This is a genomic window from Flavobacterium circumlabens (genome assembly GCF_004345565.1).
Classification (GTDB): domain Bacteria; phylum Bacteroidota; class Bacteroidia; order Flavobacteriales; family Flavobacteriaceae; genus Flavobacterium; species Flavobacterium circumlabens.
In genome coordinates, this window is sequence record NZ_SLWA01000001.1 from 421,255 (window position 1) to 433,735 (window position 12,481).

The following is a 12,481-nucleotide window of genomic DNA, read 5'->3' on the forward strand; positions in this document are numbered from 1 at the left end:
AACATGAAAAACTTATTTTTCGCAAGTTTACTCTTGTTTGCATTTAGCTCCATTGCAAATGCACAGCAATTAAAATCACCCGAAGGAAAGTTCGTAATGGAATTTTCGCTTCAGAATGACGGAACTCCGACTTATAATTTAAAATACAAAAATAAAGAAGTTGTAAAAACCAGTAAATTAGGTCTTGAACTTAAAGACGACAAAAAATCTTTATTGAATGATTTTACGATCACCGATTCTAAGACAACAACTTTCGACGAAACCTGGAAACCGGTTTGGGGAGAAGTGGACCAAATTAGAAATCATTATAATGAATTGGCCGTTACTTTAAACCAAAAAGAAACAGATCGTCAAATCGTGATTCGTTTCCGTTTGTTTGATGATGGTTTAGGATTCAGATATGAATTTCCAACACAAAAGAACCTTACCTATTTCGTAATCAAAGAAGAAAGAACTCAATTTGCAATGGCGGGCGACCACACGGCTTTCTGGATTCCGGGAGATTACGACACCCAGGAATACGATTACACCAAATCTAAATTATCTGAGATCAGAGGTTTGTCTGAAAAAGCTTTTACCGCAAATGTTTCGCAAAAAAACTTTTCACCAACCGGAGTTCAGACTTCCCTGATGCTTAAAACAAGCGATGGAATTTATATCAACCTGCACGAAGCGGCACTGATCAACTATTCCTGTATGCATTTGAATTTAAATGACAAAAACATGATCTTCGAATCCTGGTTAACGCCGGATGCAAAAGGAGACAAAGGGTATATGCAGGCACCAAGCCACTCGCCCTGGAGAACGATTATGGTAAGTGATGACGCGAGAGAAATCTTAGCATCCAAAATGACTTTAAACCTAAACGATCCTTCTAAAATTGACGATACTTCCTGGATTAAACCTGTAAAATATGTTGGTGTCTGGTGGGAAATGATTACAGGAAAAAGCTCCTGGTCGTATACTAACGATTTTCCAACCGTACAATTGGGCGTTTCTGATTTCTCTAAAGCAAAACCAAGTGGAACGCACGGCGCCAATAATGCCAACGTAAAAAAATACATTGATTTTGCTGCTGCAAATGGTTTTGATGCTGTTTTGGTGGAAGGCTGGAACGAAGGCTGGGAAGACTGGTTTGGTCACTCTAAAGATTATGTTTTTGATTTCGTAACGCCTTACCCGGATTTTGACGTGAAAGGTTTGCACGAATATGCAAAATCGAAAGGAATCAAAATGATCATGCACCATGAAACTTCAGGTTCTGTTCGTAACTACGAACGTCACATGGACAAAGCTTACCAATTCATGAAAGACAACGGATACGATGCTGTAAAAAGCGGATACGTTGGAGATATTTTGCCTCGCGGTGAAAACCATTACGATCAATGGATTGTAAACCACTATCAATATGCCATCGAAAAAGCAGCTGATTATAAAATTATGGTGAACGCTCACGAAGCAGTTCGTCCAACCGGAATCTGCAGAACATACCCGAACTTAATTGGAAATGAAGCAGCAAGAGGAACAGAATACCAGGCTTTTGGAGGTTCTAAACCAAACCATGTTACAGTTTTACCATTTACACGTTTAATTGGCGGACCAATGGATTATACGCCGGGAATCTTCGAAATGGATATCAGTAAAATGAATCCTGACAACAAATCGCACGTGAATAGTACCATTGCAAACCAATTGGCATTATACGTTACGATGTACAGCCCATTGCAAATGGCAGCTGATACACCTGGGAATTACAACCGTTTTCCGGATGCCTTCCAATTTATTAAGGATGTAGCGGTAGACTGGTCTGAAAGTAAATACATTGAGGCTGAACCAGGCGATTTTATTACCGTTGCCCGTAAAGCAAAAGGAACTAACAACTGGTTCGTTGGAAATGTAAACGGAGAAACTTCCCGTACCTCAAACATCAATTTCATTTTCCTTGAAAAAGGTAAAAAATACACCGCAACAATCTATGCTGATGCTAAGGATGCACATTACAAAACAAATCCGCAGGCTTACACCATCAAAAAAATTGCTGTAACCAATAAATCAAAATTATCTCAGTTATCCGTTCCTGGCGGAGGTTATGCGATCAGCATAATTGAAAATAAATAATTTAATTAACCATATAAGAATGTAAGTCCATTTAAATAGAAATTCCCCAGTTTTTTTCTTAAATGTTCTTACATTTCTTATATAGTTTCAATTCTATTTTACTATGAAAAACCTAAAAACACTATTTCAAACCACTCCTATTTATACTTTAGCCTTAATGGTTCTTTTAATTTCTGCTTCCGCGAAAGCACAAATCCAGAAAGTGGAGCCTCCATTTTGGTACGCAGGCATGAAAAATCCTGAAGTACAAATTATGTTCTACGGAAAAAATATAGCGCAATACGACGCTTCGGTTTCGAACAATGTGACGATCAAAAATGTCGAAAAAACAGAAAATCCAAACTACCTTTTCGTTACGATCGATACACAAAACAGCAAAGCTTCTGAATTGGTTTTTTCCTTTAAATTGAAAAACAAAGTCGCTTTTACACAAAAATATTCGCTTAAGGAAAGAAGAGCCAATTCGGCCGACAGAAAAAGTTACGATGCATCAGACATGATTTACCTGATCATGCCGGATCGTTTTGCTAATGGAAACCCTAAAAACGACAGTGATGCTGTCTTAACCGAAAAAGCAAACCGCGCTGAACCGGGTGGACGTCACGGAGGCGATATCGAAGGAATCATCAAAAATCTGGATTACATTTCTTCTTTGGGTGCCACAACAATCTGGAGCACTCCTTTATGTGAAGACAACGACAAACAGCATTCGTATCATACTTACGGACAATCTGACGTTTACAAAATTGATCCGCGCTACGGAACGAATGAAGATTATGCGCGTCTATCAGCAGAAATGCATAAAAAAGACATGAAACTGGTGATGGATTATGTAACCAATCACTGGGGAATTACACATTGGATGATCAAAGATTTACCAACAAAATCGTGGATCAATCAATTCGAAAACTACACCCAAACCCATCACAGACGTGAAGTAATTACCGATATTCATGCCTCAAAATTAGATCAGGAAATTTGTGTTGACGGATGGTTTGTTCCTTCAATGCCGGATTTGAATCTAAGAAATCCTCTCGTTGCAAAATACCTGACGCAAAACGCCATTTGGTGGATTGAATTTGCCAATCTTGACGGATTCAGAGTTGACACTTACAATTATTCTGATGCTACCGCGATGGCCAATTGGGCAAAAGCAATTACCACCGAATACCCGAATTTTAATATTGTAGGTGAAATCTGGATGCACAATCAGGCGAATTTATCGTATTGGCAAAAAGACAGCAAAATTGGTGCAATCGAAAATTACAATTCCAATTTGCCAAGCGTGATGGACTTTACTTTGCAGGATCAGATTGGTTCTGCTTTTAATGACAATGAAGCGAATTGGGATAACGGCATGATTAAATTCTATAACAATTTTGCTTTAGATTATTTATATCCAAACCCGAACAGTATTATGGTTTTTGCCGAAAATCACGATACAGATCGTATCAATCATACCTACAAATATGACTTCACGAAATACAAACTGGTCATGACCTTACTGGCTACCGTTCGTGGAATTCCGCAATTGTATTACGGTTCAGAAATTGGAATGGGCGGTGATAAAGGCAAAAGCGGCGATGCAGACATTCGCCAGGATTTTCCGGGCGGATGGGCCGGCGATAAAAACAATGCTTTAACCGCGGCAGGGAGAACTGCGGAACAGGCTAAATTTTTCGATTTTACATCCAAATTATTCACTTGGAGAAAATCAAATGAAGCTGTTCACTTCGGCAAAATGACCCATTATATTCCGGAAAACAATACGTATGTTTATTTCAGATACACTGATGTTAAAACCGTAATGGTTGTTTTCAATAACAATGCAAAAGAGCAGACAATTAAGACAAATCGTTTTAAAGAAAATATTAAAAACTTTAAATCAGGAAAAGATATTCTTACCGGAAAAACATTCGATTTAGCTACTGAAATCACTTTAGAACCTAAATCGGCTGTTATTTTAGAATTGGAATAAAAACGTTTAACCGGAAAGTCAGCAAGGGCAATCGCAAGGTTCGCAATATTTTCTGCCACAGATTACAAGATTAACTCAGATTTTAAAAAATCATTTTAATCTTGTAATCTGTGGCATTTTTTTAAATTTTATACTTTCCTTTCTTTATCTTTAATATTTATGGCTTAAAATTAGTTTTAATGAATAAAGACAATACTTCAAAAATACCTTTCATCTGGGAAGGGGCAAATGTTTATTTTTTACTTACCGATCGTTTTTATAACGGAAATCCTGCTAACGATTTAAATTACAACCGAACCAAAACTCCGGGGAAATTACGTGGTTTTGAAGGTGGGGATATTATCGGAATTACGAAGAAAATCGACGAAGGTTATTTTGAGCTGTTAGGCATAAATGCCATTTGGCTTACGCCGATTGTAGAACAAATTCACGATGGCGTTGACGAAGGAACGGGGCTGAGTTATGGCTTTCACGGTTATTGGGCAAGAGACTGGACGGCTTTAGATCCAAATTTCGGAACCAAAGAAGATTTGGCCAATCTCGTTAAAAAAGCGCACGCAAAAGGCATCCGAATTGTACTGGACGGCGTTATCAATCATACAGGTCCGGTAACTCCCGAAGATCCCATTTGGCCGGAAGACTGGGTAAGAACAGGAGTGGTCTGCGATTACAAATCATTCGAAAATACCACCATGTGTACTTTGGTCGATAATCTTCCGGACGTCAGAACCGAAAGTAATCAGGAAGTAGCGCTGCCTTCTTTTTTAATCAAAAAATGGAAAAATGAAGGCCGTTATGAAAAAGAAGTTACTTCCTTAAATGAATTTTTCGAAAGAACAAAATATCCCCGAACACCAAAATATTACATTATAAAATGGCTCACGGATTATATCCTGGAATTCGGAATTGACGGTTACAGAGCCGACACCGTAAAACATACCGAAGAAATTGTCTGGGTTGATTTCAGAAAAGAATGTGACTACGCTTTTGAAATCTGGAAAAAAAATCATCCTTCAGAGGTTTTAGATCAAAACCCATTTTATACCATTGCCGAAGTGTACGGTTATGCCATAAGCGGTGGTCAGGATTATGATTTTGGAGATAGAAAAGTAAATTATTTTAAGCATGGTTTTCACTGCATGATTAATTTTGAGTTTAAGTTAGATGCCCAAAACGATTATGAATTTATCTTTTCGAAATATTCGGAGAAACTTCAAAATGAATTAAAAGGGTATAGTGTATTAAATTATGTATCCTCTCACGATGACCCCACTCCTTTTGATGCGCATCGAAACAGAACGTTCGAATCCGGAACCAAATTATTGCTTTCGCCCGGAATGTCTCAGGTGTACTATGGTGATGAATCAGGTCGCTCACTGGTTATTGAAGGTACAGAAGGCGATGCTACTTTACGATCTTTCATGAACTGGGATGATATTCAAAATAATTCCGAGACACAAAAAATACTCTGGCATTGGCAAAAACTGGGTCAATTCCGTAGAAATCATCCGGCAGTGGGCGCAGGAATACACCACCTGATTTCGGCAAAACCCTATATTTTCTCGAGAAGTTATACGAATGGAAATTATACAGATGAAGTTGTAATTGGGTTAGATTTAGGAATTGGTTTAAAAGAACTTCCTGTCGACTCCATTTTTAAAGACGGTACCCCACTAAAAGATGCTTTTTCCGGAAAAGAAACAACAGTTCAAAACGGAAAAGCATTCATTGATTCTGAATTCGGACTCGTTTTATTGGAGCCTGCTTAGTTGCCAAAACGATTTCTTAAAATCTAGTGCTGGAATTTTTCGCTCGCAGATTTTGCAGATAAGGTGCATTTAAAAAATAAATGCATGTTTGATTCTAAATAAATCTGCTTGATCTGCAAAATCTGCGTGAACCAAAAAACATTTTAATTTTTTTATTCCGATAACTCTCGGAAAAGATTTTTTCAGCCACAGATTAAAGGATTAAAAAGGATTTCGAAATCTGTGTAAATCTGTGTACTCAGTGGCTAACTTTTTTATACAATCCTTGCGTGCTTTGCGCAAAACTTTGCGACCTTTGCGGTTAAACTTTTTAGACATGCTGAAAATAGCACATCGAGGTGCCAAAGCTTACGAACCTGAGAACACTTTAAAAGCCTTTCAGAAAGCATTAAATTTAAATGCTGACGGAATAGAACTCGACGTTCACTTAAGCTCCGACGGACATATCATCGTTATTCACGACGAAACCATCGACAAAATGACTAACGGAAAAGGGTTTGTAAATACGCTGTCTTTGCCCGAATTGAAATCATTTTTAATTGACGGTCAGTACGAAATTCCGACTTTAAAAGAAGTTTTTGATTTGGTAAATAAAAAATGCCTGATCAATATCGAACTGAAAAATGCAGCTGCTTTAACAAAACTTGTTGCTTTAATCGATGAATATGTTTCCGAAAAAAACTGGAAGTATGAGCATTTTATCGTCTCAAGTTTTGACTGGAATGCTTTGCAGGAAGTACACAACTTAGATTCAAAAATTCCGATTGGTGTTTTAGCGGAAACCAATCTTGATTTGGCTTTGGCTTTCGCTGAGTTTATAAAAGCACGCGCCATTCATCCGTATTACCATTTACTGAATCCGGAAAATGTTCGCGAAATGCAGAAAAAAGGATTTCTCGTTTTACCGTGGACCGTTAATATTGAAGAAGACATTCAAAAAATAAAAAGTTATAACGTTGACGGAATCATAACTGATTTTCCGGACAAAATATAAAATTAAAAATCTAGCCATTGCCGATAAATATTGGGATAAAAGATTACAATGATTTCAAAATCTGTGTAATCTGTGGCATATAAAAATTAGTGCTAATTCGTGCAATTCGTTGCAAAAAATAAAATATGATCAAAAATTTCGACATAATCATCGTTGGCGGAGGCGCTGCAGGTTTTTTTACTGCCATTAATATTGCAGAGAAAAATCCGAAACTGAAAATTGCTATTTTAGAAAGAGGCAAAGAAGTACTTTCTAAAGTTCGTGTTTCTGGCGGCGGAAGGTGCAACGTAACACACGCTTGTTTTGAACCGAATGAATTGGTTAAGTTTTATCCGCGTGGTGAAAAAGAACTTCGAGGTCCTTTTCATCAGTTTTGCTCCGGTGATACGATTGAATGGTTCGAAAAACACGGTGTTGAATTAAAAATCGAAGACGATGGCCGAATGTTTCCGGTTTCCAATTCTTCGCAAACCATCATTGATTGTTTTCTGGAAGCAACCGGAAAACTTGGCATTAAAGTCTTGACGGGACAAAGTGTACAGTCCATTTTTAAAGCCGAAAATCATTGGAAAATCGACACTCAGGATGAAAATTATGCCACTGAAAAATTAGTGCTGGCCACGGGAAGCAATCCTAAAATTTGGGAGATGCTTCAGGCGCAGGGCCACGCAATTGTAAGCCCGGTTCCTTCCCTTTTTACTTTCAACATCAAAGATCCCCGCATTAAAGAATTACCCGGCGTTGCGGCACAAGTTACCGTAAACGTAAAAGACACCAAATTGGAATCAACCGGACCTTTGTTAATTACGCATTGGGGAATGAGCGGTCCGGCAATTTTGAAACTTTCTGCCTGGGGCGCACGAATTTTATACGACAAAAATTACCAGTTTACCATTTTCGTCAACTGGCTGAATGATGTTGATACCGAAGATGCAGAAAAAATCCTGAAAGACTTAAAACAGGAGCACGCTAAAAAAGCAGTTTCGAAAAAATCCCCTTTCGACTTTCCGAATCGTTTATGGGAAAGTTTAGTGCTCGCTTCCGAAATTGAAGCAGAAACAAAATGGGCAGATTTATCTAAAATTCAATTGCAGAATTTAGCTTCCCAATTAACAAAAGCAAAATTTCAGGTCAACGGAAAAAGCACCTTCAAGGAAGAATTTGTAACTGCCGGTGGTATAGATTTAAAGGAAATCAACTTTAAAACCATGGAAAGCAAATTACATCAAAACCTTTATTTCGCCGGAGAAATAGTCAATATTGATGCGATTACGGGAGGGTTTAATTTCCAGAATGCCTGGACAAGCGGATTTATTTTGGCTAATTCTATATAAGAGAATGAAATTTAAACGGATCATACGGAGGGGAAAGTAGCAGTTTTCAGTCCCAGTTTACAGTTTTCAGTCGTAATCTTGAAAACTGTAAACTGAGACTGGGACTGGGACTGTAAACTACAACAAAAACCAAATTAACAAGACTTTACGTCTTTGCTAAGTTTTCATTAAGACAATTCTAATAATTTTACCTTCAACTAAATACCACTAAATGAAAGTAAAATTACTTACCACAATTTCCTTTTTCACGTATCAGCTCTCTATTTCTCAAACCGAAAAATTGGTTCACGGAAAAGTTATTTTCAATAATAATCCGCTTAATAAAGTAGAAGTTATAAACAAAACAGCCAAAACTAGTACGAGAACAAATGATTTAGGAGAGTTTTCGATTCTTGTAAGGGCTAAAGACAGTTTGCTCTTTTTTTCAAAAGACTATTTTTTCAAAAGATTGAAACTTACTCAGGAAGAGATTGATCAGAATAACATTCTCGTTAATATGATTACAAAACCTGAGGAACTGGATGAAGTAGTCGTTACAGCGATAAAATTTGATAAAATAAAGATCTCCCAACACGATATTGATACCATAAAATTTACCAAAGATGTCAGTTCGCTGCAAAAATATACCGGCGTATATAACGGAACTATTACAAACGGTATGGACTTTACCAGAATAGGAACAGGGCTTTTAAATTTATTTAAAAACGATAAGGAAGGGCTCAAAAAGAAAACTTCGCAAACTGATTTCAAAAAACTTATAGCAGCGTCGATTCCTTCAGATTTTTTTACCCGAGATTTAAAATTAAAACCCGAAGAAAAAGAGTTATTTATCGAATTTTGTGACGCTGACCCAAGATCTAAAACTATTTTAGAACACAATAACGTATTAACTACAATGGATTTCCTTTATGCTAAAAATGAAATGTTCAAAAAACTGAAAGCCGAGACTAAAAACTGAGACTGAGACTAAAAAAATCACCTGTTCAGCCACCAGATACTCGCATTCAGAATTGCGGCGAAACTTACCCAGGCCATATACGGAATCAGCAGATATCCCGCCGTTTTATTGATTTTGAGGAACTTTAAATACGTTTCGTAAATCATAAGCCATAAAATTGCAATTTCGATTAAAGCCAGCATTGGGTTTTTTAATCCGAAGAAAAGATAGGACCAGAGGGCATTCAATATTAACTGAACCACAAAGAAGCCTAATGCTTTTTTAACTTCTGCATTCTGTTCTTTTATTTTATCCCAAACCAATCCTGCAGCAACCGCCATAAAGACATAAAGCAACGTCCAAACCGGCATAAAAATCCAATTGGGCGGATTAAAAACTGGCTTTATAATTGTTGGATACCAAGTTTCAACACTCGGTCTTGTAACCATACTTGCCGAATATCCTACCATCAGACAAACTACCAGAGCAATTGCGATTTTGGCTATTTTGTTCATTTTATTTAATTTTTAGTCAAAAATAATCAAAAGAAAGGTTAAACCATATAAGTTATGTAAGTTCATTTTAGTGCTAAGTCTTAGTTTGACGTGCATTTTTATTTTTGATTCAAAAAACACTGTTTATAAAATTGTTATACAAGTTAGATTCAGTTTGACTTACATTTTCTTATATAACTTATATGGTGAAATATTTTAAAAACTATCTTTGCCAAAATTTTATAATTCATGTTTACAGCAACTGATTTTATTCCAAAAAAATATACTTCGACTATCGAAAACGGAAACTTTGAATGGAGTGCTCCCAGCAATATTGCATTAGTGAAATACTGGGGAAAAAAAGACAACCAGATTCCCGCAAATCCATCGGTTAGTTTTACTTTAAGCAATTGCAAGACCATTACGAAGTTAGGCTTTTCGAAGCGATATACTTCGGCTCCACTGAGTGAGACAACAGCTATTTTTTCATTTGATTTACTTTTTGAAGGAAAACCGAAAGAAGATTTCAAACCGAAAATTCAGAAGTTTTTAGAACGAATTGAAATTTATTTGCCTTTTTTAAAAGATTATCATTTTACAATCGATACCCAAAATACGTTTCCACATAGCTCCGGAATTGCTTCTTCCGCCTCAGGAATGTCTGCATTGGCAATGAATTTTATGAGTTTGGAAAAAGTATTAAATCCCGAGATGAGTGATGAATATTTTTTTCAAAAAGCATCTTTTTTAGCCCGTTTAGGCTCCGGAAGTGCCTGCAGAAGTGTAAAAGGAAATGTTGTGGTTTGGGGGAAACAGGCGAATATTGAAGGAAGTTCAGATTTATTTGGCGTTGAATTTCCGCATACCATTCATGATAATTTCAAGAAGTATCAGGATACGATTTTATTGGTGGATAAAGGAGAAAAACAGGTTTCCAGCACAGTTGGACACGATTTGATGCACAACCATCCTTATGCCGAAAGACGTTTTGCTCAGGCGCACGAAAATCTGGACCAGTTAATTTCGATTTTTGAAAGTGGTAATTTAGAAGAATTCATAAAAGTGGTTGAAAGCGAAGCTTTGACTTTGCATGCAATGATGATGACATCAATGCCGTATTATATTTTAATGAAACCAAATACATTGCAAATCATAAATGCCATTTGGAAATTCAGGAATGAAACACAAATTCCGGTTTGCTTTACGCTGGATGCCGGAGCAAATGTTCATGTTTTATATCCCGAAAACGTTAGCGAAAAAGTACTTCAATTTATTCAGGACGAATTAGTTGTATTTTGCCAGAATGGTCAGTACATTTGTGATCAGATTGGAGACGGCGCAATTGCATTATAATTTTACGTATCTTTAGTTAAAATTTTGATTATGGACATTGAATTAGAAAAGCTTAAAGTGATTAAAATACTGGAAGAAACAAATGATCCCTTAATCATTAAAGCAGTCAAAAAAATGTTGACTGAGATGAAAAAAGATTGGTGGGATGATTTGACTGATGAACAAAGAGCAGATGTAGCTCAAAGTGAATTAGAATTTGAAAGAGGAGAATTTACCAGTTATGAAGATGTGATGAAAAAATACAGGTAGTGAATCTTAAAGTAAATTTTTCAAAAACAGCTGAAAAGAATTTAAATACTATTTTAAGTTTTATTGAAGCCAGATGGTCGAAAAAATCGAAAGAAATATATTTAGTGAAATTTCATAAAGCAATTTCAATAATAAGTATGAATCCTGAAATTTTCCCAAAATCATCAGTAAATAAAAAATATCGAAAATGTGTTATAACAAAACAGTCAAGTCTCTTGTATAGTTTTGGTTCAAATGAAATTAGAATTTATATCATTTTTGACACACGACAAGACCCAAATAAAATAAAGAAAGACATAAAATAAACATGAAAGGACCCTTATTTTACTCAAAAATATTACTCTTTGGAGAATACGGAATCATCCGCGACTCTAAAGGACTTTCTATCCCTTATAATTTTTACAATGGTGCTTTGAAGAAAACCGAAGAACCTTCGGCAGAAGCGATTGCATCAAACTTAAGCCTGAAACGTTTTGTAACTTATCTGGAAACTTTACAAACAGCACAACCGGAACTGGTTACTTTTGATTTGACTTCCCTAAAAAATGATGTTGAAACCGGCATGTATTTCGATTCAAGTATCCCGCAAGGATATGGCGTTGGAAGCAGCGGTGCGCTTGTTGCCGCAATTTATGATAAATATGCGCATCAAAAAATTACGGTTTTAGAGAATTTAACCCGTGAAAAACTATTACAGTTAAAAAATATATTTTCTCAAATGGAGAGTTTTTTCCACGGGAAAAGTTCAGGATTGGATCCTTTAAACAGTTATTTGAGTATTCCTATTCTAATCAATTCTAAAGACAATATTGAAGCAACCGGAATTCCGACTCAAAGTTTTGACGGAAAAGGTGCTGTGTTTTTATTAGATTCAGGAATTGTTGGTGAAACGGCTCCGATGGTGAACATCTTTATGGAAAACCTGAAAGACAAAGGTTTCCGTGCAATGCTTAAAAACCAATTTGTAAAATATACAGATGCCTGCGTCGAGAACTTTTTACATGGAGACATGAAGTCTTTATTTTCCAACACTAAAAAATTATCTAAGGTTGTCTTAAACAATTTCAAACCTATGATTCCAGAGCAATTTCATGGCATCTGGCAAAACGGAATTGACACAAACGACTATTACTTAAAACTTTGTGGTTCCGGAGGCGGTGGTTATATTCTTGGTTTTACAGAAGATTTGGAGCGTGCTAAAGTTTCGCTGAAAGATTACAAACTGGAAGTTGTTTATCAATTTTAAATTATAATT

11 protein-coding genes are annotated in these 12,481 nt (G+C 36.3%); 10 read left to right on the forward strand and 1 reads right to left on the reverse strand.

Annotated features, from left to right (window positions below):
* Positions 1-3: 3 nt before the first annotated feature.
* From EV142_RS01750 to EV142_RS01775, 6 genes are all read left to right on the forward strand, one after another.
* Complete coding sequence (locus EV142_RS01750; RefSeq protein ID WP_132032124.1) at positions 4-2,118, forward strand: glycoside hydrolase family 97 protein; 2,115 nt, start codon at positions 4-6, stop codon at positions 2,116-2,118.
* Between the two features lie 103 nt (positions 2,119-2,221).
* Complete coding sequence (locus EV142_RS01755; RefSeq protein WP_132032126.1) at positions 2,222-4,096, forward strand: glycoside hydrolase family 13 protein; 1,875 nt, start codon at positions 2,222-2,224, stop codon at positions 4,094-4,096.
* A 179-nt stretch (positions 4,097-4,275) separates the two neighbouring features.
* Positions 4,276-5,865, forward strand: coding sequence for an alpha-amylase family glycosyl hydrolase (locus EV142_RS01760; protein ID WP_132032128.1), 1,590 nt, complete (start codon positions 4,276-4,278; stop codon positions 5,863-5,865).
* Positions 5,866-6,181: 316 nt separating this feature from the next.
* Entirely contained in the window at positions 6,182-6,859 is a 678-nt protein-coding gene (locus EV142_RS01765; protein ID WP_132032130.1) for a glycerophosphodiester phosphodiesterase, read from the forward strand.
* Between the two features lie 125 nt (positions 6,860-6,984).
* Positions 6,985-8,193, forward strand: a complete 1,209-nt coding sequence (locus EV142_RS01770) for a BaiN/RdsA family NAD(P)/FAD-dependent oxidoreductase (protein ID WP_132032132.1) — start codon at positions 6,985-6,987, stop codon at positions 8,191-8,193.
* 211 nt (positions 8,194-8,404) lie between these two features.
* The gene (locus tag EV142_RS01775; protein ID WP_132032134.1) at positions 8,405-9,151 is read left to right on the forward strand and encodes a hypothetical protein; all 747 of its coding nucleotides are present in this window, start codon (positions 8,405-8,407) and stop codon (positions 9,149-9,151) included.
* A gap of 17 nt (positions 9,152-9,168) precedes the next feature.
* Here the strand turns inward: EV142_RS01775 and EV142_RS01780 are convergent, their stop codons facing one another.
* On the reverse strand, positions 9,169-9,645 hold the full coding sequence (locus EV142_RS01780; RefSeq protein ID WP_132032136.1) for a TspO/MBR family protein: 477 nt from the start codon (positions 9,643-9,645) through the stop codon (positions 9,169-9,171).
* Between the two features lie 228 nt (positions 9,646-9,873).
* Here EV142_RS01780 and EV142_RS01785 point away from each other — a divergent pair, with 228 nt between their 5' ends.
* The 4 genes from EV142_RS01785 to EV142_RS01800 are packed head-to-tail and all read left to right on the forward strand — an operon-like array spanning position 9,874 to position 12,472.
* The gene (locus EV142_RS01785) at positions 9,874-10,977 is read left to right on the forward strand and encodes a diphosphomevalonate/mevalonate 3,5-bisphosphate decarboxylase family protein (protein ID WP_132032138.1); all 1,104 of its coding nucleotides are present in this window, start codon (positions 9,874-9,876) and stop codon (positions 10,975-10,977) included.
* A gap of 30 nt (positions 10,978-11,007) precedes the next feature.
* The gene (locus EV142_RS01790) at positions 11,008-11,226 is read left to right on the forward strand and encodes a hypothetical protein (RefSeq protein WP_132032140.1); all 219 of its coding nucleotides are present in this window, start codon (positions 11,008-11,010) and stop codon (positions 11,224-11,226) included.
* Positions 11,226-11,531, forward strand: coding sequence for a type II toxin-antitoxin system RelE/ParE family toxin (locus EV142_RS01795; RefSeq protein WP_158286281.1), 306 nt, complete (start codon positions 11,226-11,228; stop codon positions 11,529-11,531). Before EV142_RS01790 ends, EV142_RS01795 begins: the two co-directional genes overlap by 1 nt.
* Before the next feature lie 2 nt (positions 11,532-11,533).
* Positions 11,534-12,472, forward strand: a complete 939-nt coding sequence (locus tag EV142_RS01800) for a mevalonate kinase family protein (RefSeq protein WP_132032144.1) — start codon at positions 11,534-11,536, stop codon at positions 12,470-12,472.
* The last annotated feature ends 9 nt before the right edge of the window (positions 12,473-12,481 follow it).

Coding starts and splice junctions, on each gene's coding strand:
- EV142_RS01750 (WP_132032124.1), top strand. CDS start 4: ATGAAAAACTTATTTTTCGCAAGTTTACTCTTGTTTGCATTTAGCTCC.
- EV142_RS01755 (WP_132032126.1), top strand. CDS start 2,222: ATGAAAAACCTAAAAACACTATTTCAAACCACTCCTATTTATACTTTA.
- EV142_RS01760 (WP_132032128.1), top strand. CDS start 4,276: ATGAATAAAGACAATACTTCAAAAATACCTTTCATCTGGGAAGGGGCA.
- EV142_RS01765 (WP_132032130.1), top strand. CDS start 6,182: ATGCTGAAAATAGCACATCGAGGTGCCAAAGCTTACGAACCTGAGAAC.
- EV142_RS01770 (WP_132032132.1), top strand. CDS start 6,985: ATGATCAAAAATTTCGACATAATCATCGTTGGCGGAGGCGCTGCAGGT.
- EV142_RS01775 (WP_132032134.1), top strand. CDS start 8,405: ATGAAAGTAAAATTACTTACCACAATTTCCTTTTTCACGTATCAGCTC.
- EV142_RS01780 (WP_132032136.1), bottom strand. CDS start 9,645: ATGAACAAAATAGCCAAAATCGCAATTGCTCTGGTAGTTTGTCTGATG.
- EV142_RS01785 (WP_132032138.1), top strand. CDS start 9,874: ATGTTTACAGCAACTGATTTTATTCCAAAAAAATATACTTCGACTATC.
- EV142_RS01790 (WP_132032140.1), top strand. CDS start 11,008: ATGGACATTGAATTAGAAAAGCTTAAAGTGATTAAAATACTGGAAGAA.
- EV142_RS01800 (WP_132032144.1), top strand. CDS start 11,534: ATGAAAGGACCCTTATTTTACTCAAAAATATTACTCTTTGGAGAATAC.